Annotated in this window: 29 protein-coding genes and 1 other annotated feature; of the genes, 21 read left to right on the top strand and 8 right to left on the bottom strand. The window is 39.4% G+C overall.

Annotated elements, in window-relative coordinates:
- Positions 1-52: 52 nt before the first annotated feature.
- From ACIFPW_RS16705 to ACIFPW_RS16695, 3 genes are all read left to right on the top strand, one after another.
- A complete protein-coding gene (locus tag ACIFPW_RS16705) occupies positions 53-865 on the top strand; it encodes an alpha/beta hydrolase (protein WP_194219207.1) in 813 nt (270 codons plus the stop codon).
- Between the two features lie 17 nt (positions 866-882).
- Positions 883-1953: a tetraprenyl-beta-curcumene synthase family protein gene (locus ACIFPW_RS16700; RefSeq protein ID WP_430245965.1), complete on the top strand. Its 1071-nt coding sequence runs from the start codon at positions 883-885 to the stop codon at positions 1951-1953.
- Positions 1954-2018: 65 nt separating this feature from the next.
- Complete coding sequence (locus ACIFPW_RS16695) at positions 2019-2321, top strand: hydrolase (protein WP_226614834.1); 303 nt, start codon at positions 2019-2021, stop codon at positions 2319-2321.
- Positions 2322-2351: 30 nt separating this feature from the next.
- On the opposite strand, the gene ACIFPW_RS16690 is transcribed toward ACIFPW_RS16695, so the two are convergent.
- The gene (locus ACIFPW_RS16690) at positions 2352-2918 is read right to left on the bottom strand and encodes a class I SAM-dependent methyltransferase (protein WP_430245963.1); all 567 of its coding nucleotides are present in this window, start codon (positions 2916-2918) and stop codon (positions 2352-2354) included.
- Between the two features lie 221 nt (positions 2919-3139).
- On the opposite strand from ACIFPW_RS16690, the gene ACIFPW_RS16685 reads away from it, so the two are divergent.
- The 6 genes from ACIFPW_RS16685 to ACIFPW_RS16660 all read left to right on the top strand — a co-directional run bounded on the left by ACIFPW_RS16685 (position 3140) and on the right by ACIFPW_RS16660 (position 9446).
- Entirely contained in the window at positions 3140-3352 is a 213-nt protein-coding gene (locus ACIFPW_RS16685) for a hypothetical protein (protein WP_430245959.1), read from the top strand.
- 202 nt (positions 3353-3554) lie between these two features.
- Positions 3555-3785, top strand: a binding site (T-box leader).
- Positions 3786-3848: 63 nt separating this feature from the next.
- Entirely contained in the window at positions 3849-6263 is a 2415-nt protein-coding gene (leuS, locus tag ACIFPW_RS16680; RefSeq protein ID WP_430245957.1) for a leucine--tRNA ligase, read from the top strand.
- Positions 6264-6489: 226 nt separating this feature from the next.
- Entirely contained in the window at positions 6490-6798 is a 309-nt protein-coding gene (locus ACIFPW_RS16675; protein WP_430245955.1) for a rhodanese-like domain-containing protein, read from the top strand.
- 25 nt (positions 6799-6823) lie between these two features.
- The gene (locus ACIFPW_RS16670; RefSeq protein ID WP_194219213.1) at positions 6824-7162 is read left to right on the top strand and encodes a rhodanese-like domain-containing protein; all 339 of its coding nucleotides are present in this window, start codon (positions 6824-6826) and stop codon (positions 7160-7162) included.
- Between the two features lie 251 nt (positions 7163-7413).
- Positions 7414-8037 (top strand): lytic transglycosylase domain-containing protein, encoded by a 624-nt coding sequence (locus tag ACIFPW_RS16665; RefSeq protein WP_430245953.1) that lies wholly within the window; start codon positions 7414-7416, stop codon positions 8035-8037.
- Positions 8038-8222: 185 nt separating this feature from the next.
- On the top strand, positions 8223-9446 hold the full coding sequence (locus tag ACIFPW_RS16660; protein WP_430245998.1) for a DEAD/DEAH box helicase: 1224 nt from the start codon (positions 8223-8225) through the stop codon (positions 9444-9446).
- Positions 9447-9531: 85 nt separating this feature from the next.
- Here the strand turns inward: ACIFPW_RS16660 and ACIFPW_RS16655 are convergent, their stop codons facing one another.
- Positions 9532-10806, bottom strand: a complete 1275-nt coding sequence (locus tag ACIFPW_RS16655) for an NAD(P)/FAD-dependent oxidoreductase (RefSeq protein WP_430245951.1) — start codon at positions 10804-10806, stop codon at positions 9532-9534.
- Positions 10807-10999: 193 nt separating this feature from the next.
- On the opposite strand from ACIFPW_RS16655, the gene ACIFPW_RS16650 reads away from it, so the two are divergent.
- Positions 11000-12637 (top strand): putative polysaccharide biosynthesis protein, encoded by a 1638-nt coding sequence (locus ACIFPW_RS16650; protein WP_430245949.1) that lies wholly within the window; start codon positions 11000-11002, stop codon positions 12635-12637.
- A gap of 43 nt (positions 12638-12680) precedes the next feature.
- On the opposite strand, the gene ACIFPW_RS16645 is transcribed toward ACIFPW_RS16650, so the two are convergent.
- Both ACIFPW_RS16645 and ACIFPW_RS16640 read right to left on the bottom strand, forming a co-directional pair.
- Positions 12681-12890, bottom strand: a complete 210-nt coding sequence (locus tag ACIFPW_RS16645; RefSeq protein WP_194219217.1) for a hypothetical protein — start codon at positions 12888-12890, stop codon at positions 12681-12683.
- 74 nt (positions 12891-12964) lie between these two features.
- Positions 12965-13390, bottom strand: a complete 426-nt coding sequence (locus ACIFPW_RS16640) for a DUF6884 domain-containing protein (protein ID WP_194219218.1) — start codon at positions 13388-13390, stop codon at positions 12965-12967.
- A gap of 115 nt (positions 13391-13505) precedes the next feature.
- Between ACIFPW_RS16640 and ACIFPW_RS16635 the strand changes: the two genes are divergently transcribed.
- Together ACIFPW_RS16635 and ACIFPW_RS16630 are read left to right on the top strand one after the other, a co-directional pair.
- Positions 13506-14213 carry a pseudouridine synthase gene (locus tag ACIFPW_RS16635; protein ID WP_430245947.1) on the top strand — a complete coding sequence of 236 codons (708 nt, stop codon included), beginning with the start codon at positions 13506-13508 and terminating at the stop codon, positions 14211-14213.
- 94 nt (positions 14214-14307) lie between these two features.
- Positions 14308-14919: a PRC-barrel domain-containing protein gene (locus ACIFPW_RS16630; RefSeq protein WP_283153849.1), complete on the top strand. Its 612-nt coding sequence runs from the start codon at positions 14308-14310 to the stop codon at positions 14917-14919.
- A 252-nt stretch (positions 14920-15171) separates the two neighbouring features.
- Here ACIFPW_RS16630 and ACIFPW_RS16625 read toward each other — a convergent pair whose 3' ends face one another.
- Entirely contained in the window at positions 15172-15411 is a 240-nt protein-coding gene (locus ACIFPW_RS16625) for a DeoR family transcriptional regulator (RefSeq protein ID WP_430245945.1), read from the bottom strand.
- 411 nt (positions 15412-15822) lie between these two features.
- Between ACIFPW_RS16625 and ACIFPW_RS16620 the strand changes: the two genes are divergently transcribed.
- Both ACIFPW_RS16620 and pepV read left to right on the top strand, forming a co-directional pair.
- Positions 15823-16833: a potassium channel family protein gene (locus tag ACIFPW_RS16620; protein ID WP_430245942.1), complete on the top strand. Its 1011-nt coding sequence runs from the start codon at positions 15823-15825 to the stop codon at positions 16831-16833.
- A 5-nt stretch (positions 16834-16838) separates the two neighbouring features.
- Positions 16839-18248, top strand: a complete 1410-nt coding sequence (gene pepV / locus ACIFPW_RS16615) for a dipeptidase PepV (RefSeq protein WP_430245940.1) — start codon at positions 16839-16841, stop codon at positions 18246-18248.
- Positions 18249-18316: 68 nt separating this feature from the next.
- Here the strand turns inward: pepV and cysK are convergent, their stop codons facing one another.
- Positions 18317-19246: a cysteine synthase A gene (gene cysK, locus ACIFPW_RS16610; protein WP_430245938.1), complete on the bottom strand. Its 930-nt coding sequence runs from the start codon at positions 19244-19246 to the stop codon at positions 18317-18319.
- Between the two features lie 218 nt (positions 19247-19464).
- Between cysK and thpR the strand changes: the two genes are divergently transcribed.
- The 5 genes from thpR (at position 19465) to ACIFPW_RS16585 (ending at position 24237) form a co-directional block, all read left to right on the top strand.
- Complete coding sequence (gene thpR, locus ACIFPW_RS16605) at positions 19465-20019, top strand: RNA 2',3'-cyclic phosphodiesterase (RefSeq protein ID WP_430245936.1); 555 nt, start codon at positions 19465-19467, stop codon at positions 20017-20019.
- On the top strand, positions 20003-20374 hold the full coding sequence (locus ACIFPW_RS16600) for a CidA/LrgA family protein (protein ID WP_430245934.1): 372 nt from the start codon (positions 20003-20005) through the stop codon (positions 20372-20374). Before thpR ends, ACIFPW_RS16600 begins: the two co-directional genes overlap by 17 nt.
- Positions 20375-20380: 6 nt before the next feature.
- Positions 20381-21067, top strand: coding sequence for an LrgB family protein (locus tag ACIFPW_RS16595; RefSeq protein WP_430245931.1), 687 nt, complete (start codon positions 20381-20383; stop codon positions 21065-21067).
- Between the two features lie 94 nt (positions 21068-21161).
- On the top strand, positions 21162-23303 hold the full coding sequence (gene pulA / locus ACIFPW_RS16590; RefSeq protein WP_430245929.1) for a type I pullulanase: 2142 nt from the start codon (positions 21162-21164) through the stop codon (positions 23301-23303).
- 124 nt (positions 23304-23427) lie between these two features.
- Positions 23428-24237: a phosphotransferase family protein gene (locus tag ACIFPW_RS16585; RefSeq protein ID WP_430245927.1), complete on the top strand. Its 810-nt coding sequence runs from the start codon at positions 23428-23430 to the stop codon at positions 24235-24237.
- Here the strand turns inward: ACIFPW_RS16585 and ACIFPW_RS16580 are convergent.
- Both ACIFPW_RS16580 and cydS read right to left on the bottom strand, forming a co-directional pair.
- Positions 24218-24496 (bottom strand): YtzH-like family protein, encoded by a 279-nt coding sequence (locus ACIFPW_RS16580; protein ID WP_194219228.1) that lies wholly within the window; start codon positions 24494-24496, stop codon positions 24218-24220. The genes ACIFPW_RS16585 and ACIFPW_RS16580 overlap by 20 nt on opposite strands.
- A 133-nt stretch (positions 24497-24629) precedes the next feature.
- A complete protein-coding gene (gene cydS / locus ACIFPW_RS16575; protein ID WP_371018339.1) occupies positions 24630-24725 on the bottom strand; it encodes a cytochrome bd oxidase small subunit CydS in 96 nt (31 codons plus the stop codon).
- Positions 24726-24900: 175 nt separating this feature from the next.
- On the opposite strand from cydS, the gene trmB reads away from it, so the two are divergent.
- Together trmB and ACIFPW_RS16565 are read left to right on the top strand one after the other, a co-directional pair.
- Entirely contained in the window at positions 24901-25542 is a 642-nt protein-coding gene (gene trmB, locus ACIFPW_RS16570; protein ID WP_430245924.1) for a tRNA (guanosine(46)-N7)-methyltransferase TrmB, read from the top strand.
- A 91-nt stretch (positions 25543-25633) separates the two neighbouring features.
- Positions 25634-26476: a YtnP family quorum-quenching lactonase gene (locus tag ACIFPW_RS16565; protein WP_430245921.1), complete on the top strand. Its 843-nt coding sequence runs from the start codon at positions 25634-25636 to the stop codon at positions 26474-26476.
- Positions 26477-26537: the final 61 nt, after the last annotated feature.

Here is a 26537-nt window from a genome sequence, read left to right as displayed (position 1 = left end):
TCCAAAAGTAGTGTATCAAAAAGAAGGAACCTACATAAGGGGGCTAATGTCCATGCGTATAAAAGAAACTGAATATCCAAAAGCGGTTATTGTGTTAGTTCATGGAGCAAACGAACATCATCGAAGGTATGATTGGCTCGTTTCTAAGTGGATTGAAGCAGGCTATCATGTAGTGCTTGGCGATTTACCTGGACAAGGTGAAAGTACTAGAAGACGGGGCCATATTGATTCATTTAACCAATATATTGAAACGATTGATAAGTGGATCAAGAGAGCTCATGAGTATAAGCTACCTGTGTTCTTACTTGGGCATAGTATGGGAGGACTTGCATCCATCCGTACGATTATGGAAAAACGTCCTTCTCTAACTGGAGTCATTTTATCTTCTCCGTGTATTGGACTAGTTAATCCCCCTAACAAAGGTGTAGACTTGCTCTCAAAAGTACTAAATCCAATTGTCCCTTCTCTAAGGTTAAATTCAAAGCTAGAACCGAACATTGGGACAAGGAATCCAGAGTTCCACAAACGAGATCAAGAAGATCCATTAATGGTTCAAAAAGTATCTGTTAGATGGTACCGTGAACTTCTAAAAGCGATGAAAATAGCCAATGAAGGAGCGAGATCATTTCATAATTTACCATTGCTTGTATTACAGGGTGGCGACGATCGAATTGTAGATAAGCATGCTGTTATTTCGTGGTTCAATCGCATTCCATTAACAGAGAAAGCATTTAAAGAGTGGGATGGATTTTATCATGAGGTGTTTAATGAACCAGATCGTGAAGATGTATTTCAAACGGCAAAATCATTTGTTGAGTTAAAACTTGAATTATTAGAGCGTAAGGAAAATAAGATAAATAATTAATACAGGAGTGGGATCACTTGAAAGTACCAAGTCAACCGTGGACGCTAATGTATAGTATTTATAGACGCGTCTTACCGAGGGTTCATCATGAATTAGAATATTGGAGGAAGCGGGCTGAAGAAATCCCTAATCCTGAATTGAGAAAGCAGGCGTTAGATAGCATTGATTCAAAAACGTTTCACTGTGAAGGTGGAGGGATTTATGGATTGCTTGCCGGGAAAGAAATTGATCGTTCTATTTCATTTATCGCAGCTTACCAGACGATAAGTGACTATCTGGATAACTTGTGTGATCGAAGTACTTCGCTTGATCCAGAAGACTTTAGTGCATTACATGAGGCAATGGCGGAGGCTCTTTCCCCTGAAGTTGAAGCTTCAAATAACTATTATCGGTATCGTGAAGAAAAAGATGATGGAGGCTATCTATTAGAACTGGTTCAAACGTGTCAAAAAGTCATTCGTGAATTGCCGAATCAAAGGGAAGTGCAGCCTGCCTTACTTGAACTCTGCCATTACTATTGTGATCTCCAGGTACATAAGCATGTTACAGAGGAAGACCGTGTTCCAAGGTTGAAAAGCTGGTTTGACCAGCATAAGCAACAGCTTCCAGAAATGACATGGAATGAATTCTCAGCGTGTGCTGGATCAACCTTAGGGATTTTCTGTCTTGTATCTTACTCATTAGGAGACATGATCCCTAAGGGCGGTACAGCTATGATTAAGGAAGGTTATTTCCCCTGGGTTCAGGGTCTTCACATAATGCTGGATTACTTTATAGATCAGGAAGAAGATCGAGCAGGTGGCGATTTGAATTTTTGTTTTTATTATAAAGACAATGATGAGCTCGCTCAGCGTGTTGCTCACTTCATTAAAGAAGCGGATAAAAGCGTTGAAAGTCTTCCACATTCTTCCTTTCATCGATTAATTAATCGCGGTTTACTTGGTATTTACCTTGCGGATCGTAAAGTAATGGAACAGAAAGACGTGCGCTCTCTTGCTCGTAAAATTATTCGAATTGGAGGAAGATCGAGCCTTTTCTTCTACTTTAATGGTTGGGTTTATAGAAGACTTCACAAAGCGTCTCAGTAAAAGCGTATAAAAAACGCTCTTTCGTGAGAAAAGAAGCCTATAGGATTTTGAAAGGGGCTCTTAAAATGAAAAAGCGTTACTATGTGGCTGTAAGTTCGGGCGAGATACTCGAAGATCAAGGGGCATCGAGCTATAATTTTGAAATCGATGCGGATGAGGAAGATATCTTCAAGCTCAGTGAGCTATTTGATCTGACAGATAAGGATAGTCGCCTATCGTTATATCGTTCACATGTTCCAGCTATGAGTTATCATGAAGATAAGAACAATGATGATTATGATAATCATATGAAAGAGATCTATGGTCTTTTACACAAATTAGGGAATAAGAAAACAAGAGAACATATCGAAACGATGGGAATTCTATAGAGAATAGAGGCTGTGCAGATGCACAGCCTCTTATTTTTTGCTGATGGCAATAATATAGGGTGGTTCATTGATTTGGTTAATAAATTGGTATTTTAGAACTTGATACTGTGACTGATCGAGATCTGAAGCGAAATCTGACACCTTTTCACTTTCAATTTTACCTTCTGGATGTCCTGGGTAGACGACTAGAATAAGGAGCCCTTCTGAACGAAGCAAATGTAGGATGTCTGTTACTGCTTGGATCGTTTCTTCAGGTTTCGTCACAATAGTTTTATCTCCACCTGGGAGGTAGCCAAGGTTAAAGATTGCGGCAGAAACGTTTCCTACATCTTTCGTCTCAATTTTGCTATTGATTGAAGCGTGACTCTCGTGGAATAATGCCACCTGGGCAGATTGCTTAGCTTCTGTCAGCCTTTTTTCTGTAGCTTCAATCGCCTCAGGTTGGATATCAAAGCCATACACTTTTCCTGAATTCCCAACTGATTCAGCTAGGAAGAGAGTGTCATGTCCGTTTCCACAAGTGCCATCAATAGCAATGCCTCCTTCTTTTAATACTGAATTCAGTAGCGTTCTTGTAAAAGGTAATATTCGTTGCATGATCTGTAATCCTTTCTAACAATTAAAATTTTCTTAAATGAGTCTTCTGAAACTTATCCTATCAATTTATTAGGACGTCGAGGTTTAGAGTGGCTTCTTGTTTGCTTCTAACTAAGTATGACTTTACCATGATCGACCTTTTACTCCAACTAACATCTTTATGTGTTTGGGAATATCTGGCTCGTGGTACAGAGTACTATACAAAAAAATGAGGTGATCATATGGCAGAGCATGAAAAATCACATAAACAAGGCGAAACTAATAATCCCGAGCAATTACCAAATAAGGAAAAAAATCAGCTCGACGAGGATGCTTCAGAAATGAATGTCGATGCGATTCCATTAGAAGATTTAAAAGAAGAACAAAAAGAAGAAAAAGATAAGCCACATTCCAAAGATGATTCGGCTAGTCAAAAAAAGTATCGTAAAGGATAACGTACCCAATCAGGGTGCGTTTCTTTTTTTGAGATATCCGCTTACTGTATTAATTGGAATTGTTCTTTTGGCACACATGCTAATTCATCGAATATAAGGACAGCGGATGTATAGATTACGAAAAAAACGTCTATTCTGATAATGTTCTTGACATTTCTCACAAGTATTCATACAATACAAATTATATACGTAACTAGTGAAACCAAAGATAATGATAAGGAATAGTAACAAAAATTCTATTACTAGAGAGTTAACGGCTGGTGGAAGTTAACATAGGAGATTTGTGAACTCACCTTTGAATCGGAAGCCTGAATAGAGTAAGGTTGCCCGTATGCCTGCGTTAAAGGCCTTAAGTGAGTGCTGTTTCTAGCACTAAGCCGGGTGGTACCGCGGGTGATTGTGAATATTAGATTCTCAACCTCTCGTCCCTGTTGATGAACAACGGGGACGGGAGGTTTTTTTATTTTTTTGCAAGGACTGGAAGGAGAGAGTGACAATGGCATTTGATCACAAAACAATTGAGAAGAAGTGGCAACACTTCTGGGAAACAAACAAGACTTTTAAGACAGAAAACGATGCTAATGGTGAAAAAATTTATATTCTTGATATGTTCCCATACCCCTCAGGGGCTGGGCTACATGTTGGGCACCCTGAAGGATATACAGCTACGGATATCCTTTCACGTATGAAGCGAATGCAGGGATATAATGTTCTTCACCCAATCGGATGGGACGCATTTGGACTTCCGGCAGAGCAATATGCTCTTGATACAGGAAATAATCCACGAGATTTTACTCAAAAGAACATTGACACATTCCGTCGTCAAATTAAAGAGTTAGGTTTTTCTTATGATTGGGATAGAGAAGTTAATACAACAGATCCACAATACTATAAATGGACACAGTGGATTTTCACAAAGCTTTACGAAAAAGGACTTGCGTACGTAGATGAAGTGGCTGTTAACTGGTGTCCAGCACTTGGAACGGTTCTTGCGAATGAAGAAGTGATCGACGGTAAAAGTGAACGTGGAGGCCATCCGGTAGTTCGTAAACCAATGAAGCAATGGGTTCTTAAAATTACAGAGTATGCCGATCGTCTACTTGAAGACCTTGAAGAGCTTGACTGGTCTGACAGCATTAAAGAAATGCAGCGTAACTGGATTGGGAAATCTGAGGGTGCTGAAGTGACATTCACGATTGACGGTCATGATGAATCGATCGATGTGTTTACGACGCGTCCTGATACACTTTTTGGAGCTACGTATATGGTCCTTGCACCTGAGCATCCTTTCGTTGACAAAATTTCTACTAGTGAACAAATCTCAAAAGTTGAAAGCTACCGATCAAAAGTACAAACAAAGAGTGACCTTGAGCGTACAGAGTTATCAAAAGAGAAGACTGGCGAGTTTACTGGCGCGTATGCCATTAATCCAATCAATAATGAGAAGCTTCCAATTTGGGTAGCAGATTACGTTCTAATGAGCTATGGAACAGGAGCTATTATGGCAGTTCCAGCTCACGATGAGCGCGATTATGAGTTCGCTACTACATTTAATCTTCCTATTAAAGAAGTCGTTGCTGGAGGAGATGTATCCAAGGAAGCTTATACAGAAGACGGAAAGCATGTGAACTCTGATTTCTTAAACGACCTTGAGAAAGTAGAAGCAATTACGAAAAGCATTGAATGGCTAGAGGAAAAAGGAAAGGGAACGAAAAAAACGACGTATCGTCTTCGCGACTGGTTATTTAGTCGTCAGCGTTATTGGGGCGAGCCAATTCCAATTATCCATTGGGAGGATGGCACAATGTCTGCTGTCCCGAAAGAAGAGCTTCCTGTCGTTCTTCCTGAAACAACGGAAATTAAACCGTCAGGAACTGGCGAATCTCCTTTAGCTAATATTGAGGATTGGTTGAACGTAGTTGATCCTAAAACGGGCATGAAGGGCCGACGTGAAACAAACACAATGCCGCAATGGGCTGGAAGCTGTTGGTATTACCTTCGCTACATTGATCCGGATAACGATGAAATGCTAGCTGACCCGAAAAAACTCGATGAGTGGTTGCCTGTTGATATGTATATCGGCGGTGCGGAACATGCGGTTCTTCACTTGTTATATGCTCGTTTCTGGCATAAAGTTCTTTATGATATCGGTGTTGTGCCAACAAAAGAACCATTCCAACGTCTCCGAAATCAAGGGATGATCCTTGGTGAGAACAACGAGAAAATGAGTAAATCAAAAGGAAATGTTGTTAACCCAGATGAAATTGTCGAAAGCCACGGTGCTGACACGCTTCGTCTATATGAAATGTTTATGGGTCCGTTCGAGGGTTCTATTGCATGGTCTAACAATGGTTTAGATGGCGCGCGCCGTTTCCTTGATCGTGTGTGGCGTTTATTTGGTGAAGGGGATCTAACGAAGTCTTCTATTTCTGAAGAAAATTCAGGAGAAGACATGGAGCGCGTCTACCACGAAACGGTTAAAAAAGTAACTGAGGACATGGAAGGCTTACGCTTTAATACAGCTATTTCACAAATGATGGTATTTGTGAATGAAGCATATAAGCAAGAGTCAGTTTCCGTTACATTAATGGAGGGCTTTGTGAAGTTGCTATCTCCAATCGCACCGCACCTTGCTGAAGAGCTGTGGAGTGCGCTTGGACATGAGGATACACTCGCATATGCAAACTGGCCAATGTTTGACGAAAGCAAGCTTACTGTAGATGAAGTAGAAATTGTAGTGCAAATCAATGGAAAACTTCGTGCCAAAATTTCTATTCCGACTGAAGCATCTCGTGATGAAATGCAAGAAATTGCTTTAGAGCATGAGAAGATTAAAGGTCAACTTGATGGCAAAACACTTCGAAAAGTGATTGCAGTACCAGGAAAGCTAGTTAATATTGTAGCTAATTAAGGTTGAACCCTCTCCTAACGACTAAGGAGAGGGTTTTTGAATGTAAACTACGGATGGGAAATTTTTAAACAACTCGAATAACCTTTTCCTAAAGCTGAGAATACTACTAAGATGAGTGGAAGATAGATTTCTTGTATTGAATGTGCAAATCATGTACGATTGAATTTGTTGAAGTGATTATAACTGAAAAATCCATATTAAAACTGTACGAGAGGGGTATGTTTTTATGAGTAACGAAATTAAGACGGTAACACCTCAAGAGGTTCAAGAGTTACTTAATGAGGGCAAAAATGTTTCATTAATCGATGTTCGTGAGGATGAAGAAGTAGAAGAAGGCATGATCCCTGAAGCAAAGCATATTCGTCTTGGCACACTTCCGGAACGACTTGATGAGATCAATAAAGAAGAAGAACATATTATGATTTGCCGTTCAGGACGTCGTAGTGAGCGCGCATGTGAGTACTTGCAAGAAGCTGGTTATGAAGTGAAGAACATGGTTGGCGGTATGATGAAATGGGAGGGTAAAGTGAAATAGCCCTGCTAAAAAGGAGAGAGATTGAATGGCGATATGGGGAACGGCTTTAGCAGCTGTTGCATTTACTTTAGGATTATGGAGAGTCATTTATCCTTATTCTTATATGAAGCCAATTAATATGGAGCGGTTTGATGATGATAAATATTGTCTAATCGATGTGAGAGATTACATTCTTTCACACCGGACACCTTATGAAAAAGCAAAGAACATCCCGCTTTCTTATCTAGGCAGACAAACGAAAGAAAACGAAGTGTGTGATAAAGAGATTATTGTTCTTGCGGAAGATCGAAAAGCAGCACGTCTTGCTGTTAAAATTTTGATGAAACAACGCAAGCAACCTATTTATTACATGACAGTTTCTTAAGTACGACGTCTTTTGGAGCTGGTCTCTAAAAGGCGTTTTACTGAATCTTTAATCCTAGTAAGTTGATAAGATTAATAAATCATAGCACTTTTTTCTCCATTGTCCAAGTAAATTGCCTTAAAGCTCTCTATTCATTTTGTTGATTCCTAGGTATATCGCTCGGTTCGTAAGTGGATCAAAATATGAGAAAAACAATCGTTCTTGCTCATGATCTGGTATAATGATGGAAAAGACTACACCGAGGTGTTGAAATGAAAGCAGATCTTATACGTGCAATGATGGATTTACAGGCTTTGCGACAGCTACAGCCTAACGCATTAGGCAAGCAACAGCCGTCTACTTTTTCCTTTACAGACATGCTTGAGCAAGCTCTCTCAACTCAAAGTACAGGACAGCAAATGAAAGCAGAAGTCCCTGTAAACTCAACCTCGGTGAATTCCTATGGCACATACAATTCCCAAATAGTACCGTCGACTAATTCTTCGTACACATCTTCATCGCTTGAAATTGATGGATATATTGAAGAATTATCGGCTAAATATAGTGTTGATCCAAAACTTGTTCATTCGATTATTAAACAGGAATCTAGCTATAAATCCGATAGTGTTAGCGGAGCAGGAGCTATGGGATTAATGCAATTAATGCCCGCAACTGCCACTTCACTTGGTGTGAAGGACCCTTTTGATCCTGGACAAAACATTGAAGGTGGCGTGAAATACATTAAGCAAATGATGGATAAATATAATGGCAATATTAAGCTTGCATTAGCAGCTTATAACGCTGGACCTGGGAATGTTGATCGTTACGGTGGGATTCCTCCATTCGAAGAAACGCAAAATTATGTTTCAAAAGTAATGGGTCATTACCAGACATAATAAGTAAAGGCTGTCTCGTCGACCGCTCTTCAGCAGTCGTAAAGGAGGCAGTTTTTTATATGGAATGGGACTTAGAATCGTTCCAATCTTGACCAAGATGGGTCATGGTTTCTTATGGCCTTAAAGATAATAAAGATAATTGTTATACTAAACACGAGGTGAATAATTTGAACGAATTTAAAGAAATGGGACTTGATGAACGTCTCGTTAAACAACTAGAAGTTCAGGGTATTAGTACCCCGACCGATATTCAAAAAGAAACAATCCCTGTTATGTTACAAGGAAAAGACGTGATTGCTCAGGCCCAGACAGGAACGGGTAAAACTTTTGCGTTTTTACTACCGATACTTGAAAAAATGGATACAGAAGCACCTGAAGTGCAGGCTCTTATTGTAACCCCGACACGAGAGCTAGCCATCCAAATCTCATCGGAACTAATGAAGTTAGTAGAACATCGCGATGACATTAATGTACTAGCTGTCTATGGTGGTCAGGATGTAGAGAGACAGATTAAGCGCCTTAATAAACAAGTACACATTGTTGTAGCAACGCCTGGACGTCTGCTTGATCACGTTCGGAGAGAGACCATTGACTTATCCCATACTTCTTATCTTGTATTAGATGAAGCTGATCAAATGCTTCATATCGGTTTCCTAAGAGAAGTGGAAGATATTATTAGTGAAACGCCTGAAAGTCGTCTTACAGCTCTTTTTTCTGCAACGTTATCAAGTGATATTAAACAGCTTGCAAAGAGATTTATGCGTTCCCCTGAGAAAATTAGAGGGAAGGAAAAAGGGAAAACTGTCGAAGAAATCGAGCAGTTTGTAATTGAAACGACCGATCGGAGGAAGTTCGCATCGCTTACCGAAACCATCGATGAGGTCAGACCGTTCCTCGGGATTATTTTCTGCCGTACAAAGCGTAGAGTAAGTAAACTAAATGGAGATTTAAAAGCAAGAGGCTATTTAACTGACGAGCTTCATGGTGATTTATCACAGTCGAAACGAGAAGGTGTCATCAAGCGATTCCGTGATGCTAAAATCCAGCTTCTAGTAGCAACAGATGTGGCAGCGCGTGGTCTTGATATCGAAGGTGTTACCCATGTCTTTAATTATGATATTCCTCAAGATACAGAGAGCTATATCCACCGAATTGGTCGAACGGGACGAGCTGGTGGCGATGGAGCTTCGTATACGTTTATTGCTGCAAAAGATCAGGCCTTTATTCAAATGATTGAAAAGGGAATCGGTAAAAAACTTGCCAGAAAGAGCGTTGAGGGTGCATTACCTTCGCATGAAGAGCGTAACGATCGTAGAGAGAATGATCAAAGAGGAAGAAATCATCGATCTTCACGGAAGCCAGGGGCATCGAACAATCGAAATAACGGAAGAAATCGAAACAAACGATAAGTTAAACGAAAGAAAGAGGGACCTGTCTATGGACTGGTCCCTCTTTCTTTGCATGTATTCACCTTAAAAATATCTAGTGGTTGAACTAAACGGCGGATTCCGCTTTCCTTTCGGCTGCGCTTTTTCCTGCTGTATAGCCTGTGACGAAGGCTGATGTAATATTGTATCCGCCGGTATACCCATGAATATCGAGTACTTCACCACAAAAGTAAAGACCAGTTGTGAATTTTGACGCCATTTCTTTTGGGTTAATTTCTTTTAGAGATACTCCGCCACCTGTTACGAAAGCTTTATCGATTGGAAGCGTACCGTCTATGGCCACCTGGAACTGCTTTAATAGCCGCGCGTATTCGCGCACTTTTTCTTTCGATAAGTGAGCGTAAGTTGTATCTGGAGAAATTTCTGCTTTGTTAAATAGAAAGAGCATATATCGCTCTGGAACTTTACTTTTCCAAATGTTCTTAATCGCTTTTTTTGGCTCTTCTTTTGCGAGTTTCATATGCTCGCGAAATAATTCTTCTTCGTTTTGATCTGGTACGGCATCAATTTGTAAGGGAATATACTGAGCATTAAATTTTTTCATTGCTTTAACGACATATTGACTGCAGCGAAGAACAGCGGGGCCAGATAGTCCGATATGGGTGAAGATCATATCCCATCGATGTGTCTTTATTATCTTTCCTTTTGGATTGAGAACGGATAGGGCGACATCTCTTAACGATAAGCCCTGCAGTTCTTTATTTTTGATAAAAGGTTCACTAGATGTAAGAGGCACTTCAGTAGGATAAAGATCTGTGATGGTATGACCACCTTCTTTTGCCCATGCATATCCATCACCTGTTGAACCAGTATGTGGAACAGATTTTCCTCCTACTGCAATAACTACATTTGAAGAGTGGATCTCTTCTTTTGTTTGTAGCTTCACTCCAGCTACTTCTCCATCCCTATATAGAACTTTCTCAACTGGGGTGTTTACTTGGATAGTCACATTCAACTGGCGTACTTTGTTTAGGAGCGCATTTACAACAGATTTTGCATCATCAGTTACGGGAAACATTCTACCGTGATCTTCTTCTTTTAATTTAATGCCTAGATCTTCAAAGAATGTGATGATATCCTCATTATCAAATATGTTAAATGCACTGAATAAAAACTTCCCATTACCTGGAATGAATTTAATTAGTTCATCTAGTGGAAGGCGGTTAGTGACATTACACCGTCCTCCCCCAGAAATGGCTAGTTTTCGCCCAAGCTTATTCCCTTTATCAACGAGAAGTACTTTTGCTCCATGTTCAGCCGCTGATACAGACGCCATGAGTCCGGACGGGCCACCGCCAATCACAATGACATCATAGTTCATACTTACACCTCTCTCATTTTGCTACACACAAACATACCACAATTTGTACTGATTATAAAAGTTTCACAAAAATTTATATTTGTTGTTACTAGGTAAATAGCTTAAAATGGAGAAGTGTATTTCATAACTGTTGAAAATTGTTGATAGATGACGAATAGATATAGTTGAATGGTTAGAAGTAGGAGATGGAGAAATGTCTGATTCAAATGTGATTAGAGGGACGATGCTGTTATCAGCAGCCACCCTTTTTTCTAGGATTATTGGTATGATTTATATGTTTCCTTTTACAGCACTAGTTGGTACACAGGGGGTAGCGCTTTATACGTATGCTTATACTCCTTATACCATTATGCTTAGCCTGTCTACGGTTGGGATTCCATTGGCTGTTTCTAAATTTGTATCTAAATATCATACTCTCGGGGATTATCGAACTGGTCGGAGGCTGTTTAAATCAGGACTTCTTTTAATGTCTCTTACTGGATTCGTTGCGTTTTTAGCTCTCTTTTTATTGGCAGAACCAATTGCTCATATCGTCATTGATGAAGGTAATGAAGGTAACACGATTGCTGATGTAACATTGGTTATCCGTGTTGTGAGTATGGCGTTATTGATCGTACCGATTATGAGTTTAACTCGAGGGTTTTTCCAGGGGCTTCAATCAATGGGGCCAACGGCCGTTTCGCAAGTCGTTGAACAAATCTTTCGTATTGTTTTTATTCTAGTATCAAGTGTTATTATTATGAAATTTATGGACGGAGATGAGGCAACTGCTGCTACGTACGCTACGTTTGGCGCTTTCGTTGGTGCAGTAGGTGGACTGATGGTCGTCTTCTGGTATTACAGAAAACGTAAACCTGCTTTAGATCAACATTTGGCTGAAAGTACGGTTGATCATAATGTGTCGTTAAAGGATATGTATAAAGAAATTATTACGTACGCTCTTCCGTTTGTCGTTGTTGGTCTAGCAATTCCATTGTATTTGCAAATTGATACTTTATTAATTAATCCGGCGCTAAAGAGTATTGGTTATGATAAACCCGCTTATGAAGAAGTTTTTGCGATTATTACAGGCCTTGCTCATAAATTGATTATGATCCCAGTTTCTCTTGCAACAGCTCTTTCAATGACGATTATACCGGCCATTACGAAATCATTTACAGCAAATCGTGAAGGTGCTTTGCGAACTCAGTTAACACAAACCTTCCAGATTTTATTGTTTTTGACTACTCCTGCCGCAATTGGACTAGCGGTTCTATCTGAACCGATATTTAGAGTGCTATATCCTACAGTGAATCAGGAACTCGGAAGTTCGTTGTTAATGTGGTATGCGCCAACTGCTATATTGTTTGCTCTTTTCTCTGTAACGGCTGCTATCCTACAGGGAATAAATAAACAAAAATTTGCGGTTTATAGCTTACTTGCAGGATTAGCCCTTAAAGCAGGATTAACTTACCCATTCGTCACAATTTTTGAAGGGAAAGGTTCTATCCTAGCTACAAATCTTGGATTGTTTACATCGGTGTTAATCACAATCATTATTATTAAGAAATATACTGAATACGAATTTGGTTTTCTTTCAAGAAGATTGCTGCTTATCGGTATCTTTGTGGTCGTGATGGCCGTGGCTTCTAAACTTTCAATACTACCATTGGAATTTCTCATGCCTGATTTGTATCGTTCAACAAGTGAAGGTGGTAGCATGCTGTATTCAATCATTAACCTGTTGATTGGAGTAACAGTTGGAGGAATTGTATTTCTATGGCTATCCTACCGATCAAACCTTGCAGGCTTAATTTTAGGAGAGCGATTCTCATTCTTAAAAAGACGTTAAAAAATGAAGGCCAAAATGGCCTTCATTTTTTTGAGAGATGATATTAATATCCGTAGTCCTCATCTCTTATTCCAATTTGTCTTTCAATCCTTGTAATTCGACGATCCTGTCGTCTTAATTGACGCTCAATTTCTCTTAATTGCTGCTCGATGTTTCCTGGGTATCCTGGTTGGCCAGGGTAACCGGGCTGACCAGGATATCCTGGGAATCCGGGATACATTTGATACCCTTGCCCTTGCTGACGATCATACATAAAGATCCCTCCTTAAATAGGTACCTGATAGTGTATGTGAGTGCTGGGCAGTGTTGCTGGGCATATGTCCCGTGTTATACTGAGTTTTTCTGATACCAGCTTAATTGTTCTCCAATTCCAAGACCTTTGAGAGGAACCTCATATTTGTAATTGAAATGATTTAGCTGCGGTTCAAGGTGTTTGCGATAGACAGATCCTCCGTGCAAACACACAACAATATCTGTAGACGTTTCATACTGAGAGAATTGCTCAATTACTTTTTGAGCCCACTCCTCACGTTGATGATGTGTAAATGTTTTGATGGATACATCATATGGATCCATGATGTCGTCTGGTAATAAGAGGCCGTCTTTGGCATTATAAAAATACATGCGATCATAGTGGTGTGATGCATACTCAAGCGTTTTTTGAAATAAAGGACTCTGGTAAAATTCTGTAACAGGCGCTGATTTATTACTTTTCTTACGAGCCGTTGCTAAAAGTCCAACTTTCACAGTCATTCGATTCACTCCAAACGTGCATATTGGCATTTAACGTTTACATACCCTTCAGAACTAGAAAGTATGCTAAAAAAGTAAATAAATCGTGGAAAAAATATGGAAAAGGATTGATTTTATGCGTTTAGATAAACTATTGGCAAATATGGGCTATGGAACTAGAAAGGAAGTAAAAAAACTTCTTAAGACAGGCGTTGTCCGCGTTGATGAAGAGATCATTAAAGATCCAAAGCAACACGTTAACACTGAACAGAACCAAGTAACGGTGCATGAAGAAATAGTTGAATATCGAGAATTTATTTATTTGATGATGAATAAGCCAGCAGGTGTGATTTCAGCAACGGAAGATGAAGACGATGAGACCGTCATTGACATTCTCGTTCCTGATGATCAAGTTTTTGAACCATTTCCTGTCGGTCGTCTTGATAAAGATACAGAAGGATTGCTTATCATTACGAATGATGGAAAGCTCGCACATCATTTAACGTCACCAAAACATCATGTTCCTAAAACATACTTCGCTAAAATTAATGGTGTTGTTACAGAAGAAGATGTTCATGCTTTTGAAAAAGGTGTCACTCTTGATGATGGTTACGAAACAAAACCAGGTGAATTGACCATTCTATCATCGGATGAGGTCTCGGAGATTGAATTAACGATACATGAAGGGAAGTTTCATCAAGTAAAGCGGATGTTTGAAGCAGTCGGAAAGCAAGTCGTTTATTTGCAGCGGATTCAAATGGGGGATATTCACCTTGATCGCGATTTAGAACCGGGGGAGTACCGCGAATTAACAGCTGAAGAAGTAGACATTCTGCATAAGTAAGTCCTCCTCTGATGAAGGAAGGTTTACTTTACCGTTTTCTTTTCGTGTAGCTGGGGAATACCCTTACTAGTCAGTCGCGAAGGAGAGGATGTTCATGATTAAGGTTGGAAAAGAAGTGCTGAATCAAAAGCTTAAGAATGATTCAACAGCTGAATTTGTTGTAAAGCAGGTTTATTTCGATCGATCACTTTCTAAAGCAACGTTTGTTGAGGTTCAGAAAAAAGAAGCAACGAATAAGCAGAATGCAATACCAGATCATCATTCAGATGAAATGCTTCATTCTATTCAAGCCTCTGGGGGGCAGTTTACTCCTGATAACTATCCTGTTACAGACGATGACCGAAAAGAAAAGGAAGCCGATGAAACGATGATTATTTCATATAATCAGATCAATTGGGAAGGTGATGATTACCTTCTTCATAATCAACAAGAAGAAGTGCAATCCTCCGTTTTAATTGATCAATGTTCATATAAATCGTTGGATAAATGTCAGGTTCTAACGGAGGATGGTGAAGAGTTAGGGAAGGTGAAAGATATCGTGATTCATAAGGATGGACAGATTGAAGGATTTTATCTTTCAGAGGGTTTCTTATCTGATTTTCTTTCAAGTGATCACCCTTTTCTAAGTGCGGATCAATCTGTAAGTTATCGTCATGATAAAATCATGGTTCCAGCGAATTATCATCACTCATTATTGAAAAAATAAATGATGCAAGCCCTGCTCTAGTAGCAGGGCTTTTATCGTGGTCTCCTTAATTAGAGGGCTGTGTTAATAAGCGTTGTTGAATTTTAGCTCATTTAGGCATTTAAAGCGAATACTCACTTCAATGATTCAAAAATCGAAAATCAACAATAGAAGCTAACATATCCAAAATTAAAAGTGAAAGAGACCAAAAATAAAGGCCTTCGTCAGAATGACATTGACGAAAAGCCAGGTTTTACGAGTGAATTTATTTTGTTATCCAACTTTTACTCTCTTGCTTGTGGTTGTCCAGAATCCTCGGTTTAGGCTTTTGACTAGTTCATTGTAGGCCAGCACGTTTAAATCTCTTTGAACAGTGCGCTGGGTAATCCCAAACTCTTCAACTAACTCATTAGTGCTGACAGTACCATGCTTGCTAATAAATAAATAGATAGACTTGATACGGGTCATCATACGATCAGTTGAAGTAATACTCAAAGAACCACTCCCTAACATGTAATCAATGCCTTATCCTTAGCATAAATAGTGACTATTAAAACCATATGAAGGAAACGTAAAGATATACTTAATTTTCTAATTGTTCCTTCGATTTTTTCATGAAAGTTTGGTTGAGTGCTCCGATTATGACTGGAAGTGATTTCTGGATGTGTTGGGTTCCCCAACTTGGTGTATTGACGAATAGGTATGACCACTTTCATAAGATAAGCGATTGATTGGTATTATTATTTAATTCCACTCCTACTCCCATTTCCCTCTTTTGGGCGAACTTACACCCCCTCTTTAAAGTTTATTTTACAATAATTCTGTTATTTCGGCAAAAAATTTCATTTCTTTTGAGTCAAACTTCCTTATCGAACTTACCTTTGCTATTCTTAAAGGACTAATATTGAGAGGAGGCGTGTGCTGGTGTTATTTCGAATATTTATTAAAAATGCGATTAAATTAAACAACCGGTTTATGATCATTGTCGCTATAGCATTAGTGATCATAAGTGCTTTTGTTATGCGTTTACTCGAACCTGAGACATTTCCTTCACTCTTTGATTCATTTTGGTGGGTTATGACGACCGTTACGGCAGTAGGATATGGAGACTACTTCCCTGTCACAGTTGGAGGAAGAATCTATGCAATGTTTCTCTATATCGCAGGAATTGGATTAATTGGTGTGGTTATCGGTAAGTTTGTGGACGGATTTGCAGAAATTAAAAAGCGAAAGGAGGAAGGGAAAATGCCGTATCAGGGAGATAATCATATTGTTATAATAGGGTGGTCACAAAAGGCGGCATATGCCGTATCAGAGATTAGGGATTCTGATAAATGTGAGATTGTCATCATTGATAAACTACCAAAAACCCCGCTAACAGAAGATAACATTCATTATATACAGGGGGATGCGGCTGAAGAAGCCACTCTCAAAAAAGCGGATATAATGAAAGCGAAGGCGGTTCTGGTGTTTTCGGATGATGCTATCCACGATTCTCTTCTTGCTGATGGGAAATCGTTGATTATTGCTAGTTCGATCGAACGCATGTCAACTGATATTCACACAACGGTTGAAGTGATGAAAGAAGAGCACATAAAGAATTTCACTCATGTCCAGGTAGATGAATTTGTACTTTCGCATGAAGCTGTATCTCGCATGGCGGTTAGATCAGCATTTACGAAAGGAATATCAAGCGTCTATTCTCAGCTATTAAGTCGAGGACATGGTGATAATTTATATGAAATAGCTGTTCATCCAGATTGGAATACATATAGGGAAGCCTTTCAGGACTTATTACAGCAGGGTGCCACATTGGTTGCAGATGGTAACCGCATGGATATAAATCGCCGTCTTGATGAACCAATTTCACGTGACGCAAAATTATTTGTGATTTGTGATAAAAGCGTATATGAAAAAATAAGTAGGCAGGTGTAAATAATATGGAGAGTATAAATTGGAAAAAAGAAGTGATCAATCGAAAAGAAGATTTGTTAGCTGATTTAAAAGGACTTTTGAAAATCGAAAGTGTGCTAGAAGAAGAGATAGGAAATGAAGAAGCACCGTTTGGTCCCGGCGTAAAAGAAGCTCTTGATTACATGCTTGCTTTAGGTGAGCGAGATGGCTATCAAACGAAGGATGTTAAACATGTGGCAGGACATTTAGAATTTGGTGAAGGAGAAGACATTGTAGGTGTGCTGTGTCATGTGGACGTTGTTCCAGCGGGAAATGGTTGGACGACTCCAGCATTTGATCCTGATCTACGCGATGGAAAGTTGTTTGCTAGAGGAGCTATTGATGATAAAGGACCAACTATTGCTGCTTATTGGGCGATGAATATAGTGAAAGAGCTTTTGCCTTCAGTCTCAAAGCGAGTGCGAATGATTATCGGGACAGATGAAGAAAGTTCATGGCGCTGTGTAGACACATATTTTAAATATGAAGAAATGCCAGACATGGGTTTTGCACCTGATGCAGTTTTCCCTATTATACATGCGGAGAAGGGGATTGCTGATTTCGAATGGGTTTTTCCTGTTAATGACACTCAGAAAGAAGGAATGATTCTTCAATCATTTATTTCCGGTCAGCGTTTGAACATGGTTCCCGATTTTGCTAGTGCTAAATGTGAGGGGGATGAAGCTGAGTTACTTGACGCAAAGAAAGCATTCGAGCTATTTTTAGAAAAGAAAGGTTTAGAAGGTCGTGTAACACTAGATCAGGAACTATCACTTGAAGTGCACGGTGTATCTGTCCACGGATCTGCTCCCCATGAAGGATTAAATGCAGCCTTCAAATTAGCTGAATTTCTAGATGAACAAGCTCTCGATCAAAATGGCGCCAACTATATTGGATTTATTACTAAGTGGCTCCTGAATGATTTTAATGGGGAGCGGTTTGGTGTAGCTTACGAAGATAAGGCAACAGGTTCTCTAACGATGAACGCAGGTACATTTTCATATAAAGCTAATCATGAAGGGCGAATTGGCATTAATCTGCGCTACCCTGTTACATGCTCGTTCGATGATGTTAAGAGAACGTTCAATAAAGTAACTGAACCACTGGAAGTGCAAATGAATGTAGTTGATCATATGACACCCCATCACGTACCTGAGGATCATGAATTGATTCAAAAGCTTCAAAAGGTGTATGAAAAGCAGACTGGTGAGCAAGCAAGACTTTTATCGATTGGTGGAGGGACTTATGCTCGTTCACTAAAAGCGGGGGTTGCGTTCGGTGCTTTATTTGAAGGGAAGCCACAACTCGCTCATCAAAAAGATGAGTATGTTGATATAGAAGATTTATTAAAAGCAACAGCCATTTATGCTGAAGCTATTTATGAACTTGCAAAATAATAGAATGAGCGCCATGCCAACATTGGCATGGCGCTGACTAATTAATGATAAATCAAAGATCACTTCTTTTATTTAGAGCTGAATAAATCACTTGAAAGGTATCGTTCACCGGAATCGCAGGTCATTGTGACAACAACTTGGTCAGGTGATAAACGTTCAGCAACTTGCATAGCAGCATATACGGCTGCACCTGATGAGGGTCCCACAAGAAGCCCTTCTTCTCGAGCAAGTTTCCTGGTTACTTCGTATGCCTGTTCATCTGAAATTTTAATAACTCCATCATAGACAGACGTATTAAGAATATCTGGAATAAAGCCTGGGCTTGTTCCAACAAGCTTGTGTTTTCCGGGCTTTCCACCAGACAACACTGGTGAGCCTTCAGGTTCCACAACATGAACGGTTAAGTCAGGGTAGTGTTCTTTCAGTACTTCTCCTGTTCCTGTTACAGTTCCGCCAGTACCAGCTGTTGAGATAAAGGCTGCCGGTGTAACGCCGAGCTGCTTCATTCCTTCAATAATCTCAAGAGCCGTTGATGTCCTATGAGCATCCGGATTAGCTGCATTTTCGAATTGCATTGGGATAAAGCTATTTTTAATTGTTTCGGCAATTTCTTTGGCCTTTTTAATTGCGCCAGGCATTTTCTCAGAAGATGGAGTTAATACGACTTTTGATCCGTAAGCTTTAAGAAGCTTGATTCGCTCTTGCGTAGCATTATCGGGCATAACAATAATAGCTGGATATCCTTTAGCCGCTGCATTCATGGCAAGACCAATACCTGTATTTCCAGAAGTAGGCTCGATGATTGTTGAACCTTCTTTGAGTAACCCATCTTGCTCAGCTTTTTCAATCATATTGAACGCTGCGCGGTCTTTTACGCTTCGACTGGGGTTGAAATACTCTAGTTTGGCGTAAATTTTTGCTCCGTCTGGGTTTGGAACACGGTTTAATTTAAGTAATGGTGTATCACCAATAAGATCAGCCATATTTTCATAGATCATATAAGCACATCCTTTTCAGACAAGTTAAGGTTATTTACCTTATTTAATTGGTAAGAGTATAGAGAGTAATAATATCGGTGGAGCCCAACAGATAATGATTCCTATTACTGTTCCCCATTATAGCAAAAGATAAATCTTAAGTAATAAGAACTAGCTTAAAAGCAAAAAGATAAAAGATTATTCAGTTTTTTTGATAGAATAGAATTAGGATAGAAAGAGTGAGTAAGTTGAATACACATTATTTTATAGCACTCCCCATCCAACCACAACTTAGAAGAACGCTTCAAGAAATTCAAGAAAGCTCTCCTTTAGAATTGTTTAAACATGTGGTGTATCCTGAAGATTTTCATATTACACTAGCTTTTTTAGGTGGAGCAGAAGAAGAACAGTTATCTGTACTTCATCAAGGGTTGGAAAGGGTGGTTAGGAATAGTAAACCCTTTAAGGTTATGCTTGAAGGGTTAGATCATTTCGGTCATGATAGACGCCCAAGAGTACTGTACGCTTCCGTCCATCGAACTGAACCATTGGAAATAATTCATCAAGAAATACTCCGGGTGAGTGAATTGGCAGGTTTTCCTGTTAGTGAAGGGGAATATTCTCCTCACGTTACGCTTGCAAAAAAATGGCGCGACTCTAGTAAAGAAATACATCCTGATTGGCCGTCACTATCATGTGAAAGTCAGGACGTCTCAAGCATTCATCTATATCGAGTTGAACCTAATGATAAACCGAGATACAAATGTGTGGCCTCTTATGAATTCACTAATTAATAAGTTCCTTATGATCACCTTGCAGGTTGGCCTTCTGTTCGGGTTTTACATTGTAGGAGGTTATCTCCAAAAGGTCTTATCACTTCCAATTCCAGGAAGCGTTGTTGGAATGCTCCTTCTCTTGTTGGGACTTTATTTAAAGTGGATTCCCGTGAGTTGGATTTCTCAAGGAGCAGCTACATTATTAAATCATTTACCGTTGCTTTTTATACCGGTTACTGTCGGTATTGTGCAACATCTCGACTTCTTTAGTGGAAAAAGTCTCTGGTTAGTTCCAATCGTTCTGATAAGCACATGGGTTGTAATGGGAACGACAGGATTGCTTGGCCAGTTTCTTGCTAATCGAAAGGAGTAGAGAAAAATGATGATCATGCAAATGATTCTATGGTTTATGATTACTTTATTGTTATATGTTGTTTTCCGGCGTCTTTATCAGATATTTCCTTATCCATTTATGATACCAGTGCTAACGTGCACTGTTATTCTCGTTATCATCTTAACGTCCTTGGATGTGTCATATGACACGTATTTCAGCGGGGGGAAATGGATTGATGCTTTATTAGGACCTGCCATTGTGGCACTTGCCTTTCCGCTATATCAACAAAGGGAATTATTAAGTAAATACAAATTAGAAATACTTGTAACGGTACTAATAGCAAGTATAGTAGGCATTTTGTCAGGATATTGGCTTGCGGTCATAAGTGGGTATAATGAAATGATTGTCTCCACAATTATTTCCAAAAACGTGACAACCCCTGTTGCAATGGAAGTAGCCAGTATGACTGGTGGAGAGCCAGCTTTTGCGGTTATTTTCGTCATGATCGCTGGGATTGGCGGTGCTGTCACAGGCCCATGGTTATTTCAGCTACTTGGTATATCCAATTTTCTTGGAGTGGGAATGGCATTTGGTGGGGCATCACACGCCATTGGCACTTCAAAAGCCCTTGAATATGGAGAGAGAGAAGCAGCTATTAGTTCTATTGGGTTAAGTTTATGTGCCCTAAGTGTCTCTATACTTGGGCCGATATTATTAAGTTGGTTTTCATGAAAATCTAAATCGAACAAATGTCAAAAAAAGATTTTCAAAATAAGATAGGTAGTGACAAACGGTTGTAAGCATCTCAGCAAAGGATGGGATTCATATGATACGAGATTATTCCGCATATAAAAAAGTGAGCCAGGCTTTTACAGCCTATTGGGATGACTTTCAGACGATTACGGTAATGGCTGATGTCTCGTTAGATGTTCAAGATGCCTACACCCTTACTGATGGACATATAGATCTTTCAATTGAAGTAAAAGAAACCTCTAAAATGGGAAAAAAGAGGCTAGTTTCGTTGCATGTTGATCATGAATATAGTCCAGGAAACAATTATTTTCTAGTTCATTCGAGTGGTGAAACAAGTCTTGTTTTTACTGGGAAAGTTGTCAGAACTGATTTATTTGATGAACGCTATTATTATGATGGTGAACTAGGGGCAATTCTAACTGAGAATGGAACCATATTTCGAGTATGGGCACCGACTGCTACAGAAGTAATCGTCAATATTTATAATGAGGAATTCCAAAAGGTAAAAGAATTACCGATGCTAAAACAAGAACAAGGTGTATTCGAGGGGATAGCTCCTGAAGATGGAGAAGGAACGCTGTACACTTACACAGTATATGTGAATGGAGAAATGCGAGAAACAATCGATCCTTATGCGAAAGCCGCTACGTCTAACTGCAAGTTTGGGATGGTAATGAACGCTTCAAATACGAACCCCGATGGCTGGAATCCTATGGAAAAACCTACTTTTGCAAAACCTTCTGATGCAGTTATTTATGAACTTCACGTCAGAGATTTTAGCTCACAAGCAAAAAGTGGTCTTAAAAATAGAGGGAAATATAAGGCATTTACAGAAGAGCCACCGCCTAAAGATGGTCTTCCTTCTGGGATTAATTATATAAAGTGGCTCGGTGTTACGCATGTTGAACTTCTTCCAATTCAGGATTTTGGTAGTGTGGATGAAATGAAAGCTCCTCCGGGATATAATTGGGGCTACGACCCTATCCATTATTTTGTGCCAGAAGGAAGCTATTCATTAAATTCTCATGAACCTTATACGCGAATTAGAGAAGTAAAAGAAATGATTGGGAAGCTTCATGAGAAGGGATTGAGAGTGATTATGGACGTTGTTTATAATCATGTCTATCAACTTCATGCATCCCCTTTGGAAAAAATTGTGCCAGGTTACTACTTCCGGTTTGATCATGGTGGAAAACCTTCAAATGGAACTGGCGTTGGGAATGATACGGCGTCAGAAAGAAGAATGATGAGAAAGTTAATTGTAGATTCCGTCGTTTACTGGGCAAAAGAATATGGTGTTGATGGATTTCGCTTCGATTTGATGGGTATCCACGATAAGGAAACGATGAATGATGTACGTTATGCGTTAGATTGCATTGATCCATCGATATTGATTTTTGGTGAAGGGTGGCATATGAACACCATCCTACCGGATCATCGGAAAGCGATGAGCTCAAATGCGCGGGAAACGCCTAGAATCGGTTATTTCAATGATCACTTTAGAGATTCAGTTAAAGGGAAATTGTTTGATACAGGCTCTACAGGCTTCGCTAATGGAAATTTTTCAGTTAAAGAAGATGTAAAGAAGTGTATAATGGGGAGTGTTGGAGAAAAATTTATTACAGCATCTCAATCCATTAATTATGTGGAGTGTCACGATAACCATACGCTATGGGACCGCTTAAATCGCAGTCATCCTAGTGTGAGCGAAGAAGTGAAACAAGGCATGCATAGATTGGCTACTGCCATTACAATACTTTGTCAGGGAATTCCATTTATTCATGCAGGTCAGGAATTTTTCCGAACAAAGAATGGGGTAGAAGATAGCTATAAATCTCCAGATAAAATTAACCGATTTGATTGGCAGAGAATGAGAGCTGTCCAAGAAAATGTCAAGTATATTAGAGGACTAATCTCGATTAGAAAACATTTTGAAGCATTTAAAATGACTGAAGGTCATGACATGAATCGAATTAACTTTATCGATTCTCCAGGGCCTATTCTCGCATATCGAATCAACCAGCACCATACTAGCGAATCGATTATTGTGATTCATAACGGAGGATATCATCCTGATGTGATCGATATTGGAGATGGAGACAAATGGGTCCTTGTTGAAGGTGAACATGCAAGTGTTGAACCGCTAAGAAAAACATCTGAAAAAGTCATATCTATTGCACCGTTTAGCACAATTGTTCTAATAACGAGAGATTAACACATGAAGATTTCTTCAACGTGTGTTATAATTTTTTATTCGTAGACGGTTTTTAGCTAAGTCCGGAGAAGATCTCGCTAAAAACGCAAAACTTCCAGAATCTACAAACTAACGGAAATCGAAGGTGAATTTGTTGGATAACATTTTAGGCGAAGGCTGGCAGGTGACCCCTGCTGGCGGAGCGACAGGCGAAGCATACTTAGCTCAATATGGAGACGAGAAATTATTCCTAAAACGGAACTCCTCGCCTTTTCTGGCTGTTTTGTCGGCGGAAGGAATTGTACCGAAACTTCTCTGGACCAAGCGACTTGAGAATGGAGACGTTATTACAGCCCAAAAGTGGTTGCCGGGGAGGGAACTGAAGTCCTATGAAATGAAGCAGCCGCGAGTGGCGCAAATGCTTTATAAAATACATCGGTCTTCAGAACTCCGAAGGATGCTCAATCGGCTTGGGAAAAAGCCCCTCTCACCTGATGTGATTTATTTTGATCTATTGCAGAAGTTTGAGAATCATCATCGGAGAGACGTGGAAGTGATAAGAGCCCTTTCGTATTTAGCTGCAAATAAGAATGACCTTGAACATGTCGAAAAAGTTGTGTGTCATTGCGATGTCAATCATAACAACTGGATGTTTAGCGAAGAAGGGAATCTCTATTTGATTGATTGGGATGGAGCGGTAGTGGCAGATCCAGCTTTGGATATTGGGATGCTTCTATACTGGTATGTTCCAAAAGAAGAATGGGGAGAATGGCTCGGTCATTATGGGCTAGAGAATACAGAAAGCCTTCGCCACCGCATGTATTGGTATGTGGTAGCGCAGACCTTACTGTCCATTTACTGGTATGATCTTAAAGGCTTAGACGGGGAAGTTGAATTCTGGAAAAGGGATTTAGAAAATTTGAATCATTATCGACTTATTGATACCGATCAATAGTATCGACCCACTGGCTAAGATGAGGCTGGTGGGTTTCTATGTGGTTTAATAAATTTGTTTCTGTCGCACCTGTTACACTATATTGCTCAATTTGATTGAGGATTTGTTTGATTTCTGGTGCAATGCCATTATTTTGTTGCAGGGAATTGGCAAGGCGCTGAATTTGCTCACACTCTGAAGTTGTTCCAGAGCAATCGGTTTGATGATTTTTGAGAATATCAGCGAGTATAAAAAGCTGGTCGCGATGTGATAGTGGCATAATTGTTCCTCCTTATTTGTACTATTAGATAGCGTGTACATGTGTGTAGGAATTATGCCGGTTGAATAATGAAAAAACACGGATTCCTCCGTGTTTTGAAATGAAAAGTTTCTTTTATCTGCTTTTGGATATGTTATTTAGTGTCCCCTTTTGCTCCCCAGCCAAAAAGTGCAACCACGGAAACGACGATGACAATCCAGGGTGCCCACATCATGAGAAAGTGCTCCATTTATTCACCCTCCTCTCTGTCTCTAGCATAACCGATATTATTAAATGATTCTGGTTTGCTTTTCAACAATCTTGTTACTTTTACATACCCCCTCCCTCGCCTTTCTATTCTTAAGAATTCATGGTAAAATGTCGATTGTGTAAAAACGGTGATTAGATAATAAGGAAGTGAAAGTATGCGTCAACGCAATAAGCCATGGGCAGAAGATATGTTTGCAAAGAATCCTCAATTCGTTCCGACGAACCCTACTGATCGTAAAGGAAATTGGAAAGATGTTTTCGATAATAGTAATCCGATACATTTAGAGGTTGGAACTGGTAAAGGTCAATTTATAATCGGTATGGCCAGACAGAATCCCGATGTGAATTATGTTGGTTTAGAGCTTTCATCAAGCGTAATGGTGTCAGCATTAGAGAAATTAATTGAAGAAGATGTTCCAAATGTTCGTTTGTTGAATGAGAACGCACAAGATTTAAGCACCATTTTTGAAGAAAATGAAGTCAGTCGAGTATATTTGAATTTCTCTGATCCTTGGCCAAAAAATCGTCATGAGAAAAGAAGACTTACCAATAAGACATTCCTTGATCTTTATCGGGGTGTTATGAAACCAAATGGAGAAGTTCATTTTAAGACAGATAATCAAGGGCTTTTTGAATATTCTCTTCATAGCTTCTCCTTATATGGGATGATACTTAATCAAGTTAGCCTTAACTTGCATCAGAGTAATATGGAAGATAATGTGATGACGGAATATGAAGAAAAGTTCTCATCAAAAGGTAGTCGGATCTATCGATGTGAAGCACAGTTTAGAAGTTGAGTCGTTTAAATGTGGCTCTTTTTTTGAATATTATTGAAAGCGATTTCTTTTGGTGAGAAAATGAAACTAATCTTATAAAGGTGGGATTTCGATGGAGCAGTTACAAGTTGGGAGTTTATCGATTACATGGCTTAGAGGTGGCGTGACTCATATGGATGGGGGCGCAATGTTTGGAGTTGTACCAAAACCATTGTGGAGTAAGCGGTACCCGGTAAATGAAAAAAACCAGATTGAGCTTAGAACAGATCCTCTCCTTTTACAATGGCAGGGCAAGAACATCTTAATTGAATCAGGGATTGGAAAAGACAAATTAAGTGAAAAACAAAAAAGAAATTATGGAGTTGAAGAAGAGTCAGATATTCATGGATCCCTTGAAAAACTTGGCCTATCTGCTGAGGAAATTGATATTGTCTTAATGACACATCTTCATTTTGATCACGCGAGTGGATTAACAGAGCCAGATGGAGATGGATATAAACCAACGTTTCCGAATGCTGTTATTTATGCTTCAGAGGTAGAGTGGAACGAAATGAAGGAGCCAAATATTCGTTCGAAAAATACATATTGGAAAGAAAACTGGGAAGCGATTCAAAACCAAGTCCAAACATTTAAGGAATCTTATGAAGTCATTCCAGGCTTGAATATGTACCATACAGGAGGACATAGTGATGGACATGCGATCATTATTATGAATGAGGGCGAAGAGCGCCTGATTCATATGGCAGATCTTATGCCAACTCATGCCCATCACAATCCTTTATGGGTTCTTGCATACGATGATTATCCGATGACATCGATTTATGAGAAAGAGAAATGGATAAAAGATGCTGTTGATCAAAATTCGTGGTTTATTTTTTACCATGATGCGATTTATCGTGCTTTAAAGTGGGATAAGGAGTACAACGTGACGGATGAAGTAAAACGAAATGTGTGATAGTAAGGGGACTGCTAAATGGCAGTCTTCTTTTTTTGTTCAAATAAAGCTTTGTTCAAAG

This window comes from Pseudalkalibacillus sp. NRS-1564, assembly GCF_050467905.1.
GTDB classification, from domain to species: domain Bacteria; phylum Bacillota; class Bacilli; order Bacillales; family Guptibacillaceae; genus Guptibacillus; species Guptibacillus hwajinpoensis_B.
The sequence above is the reverse complement of the archived record's forward strand: the minus strand, read 5'-3'. Positions and strand labels throughout refer to the sequence as shown.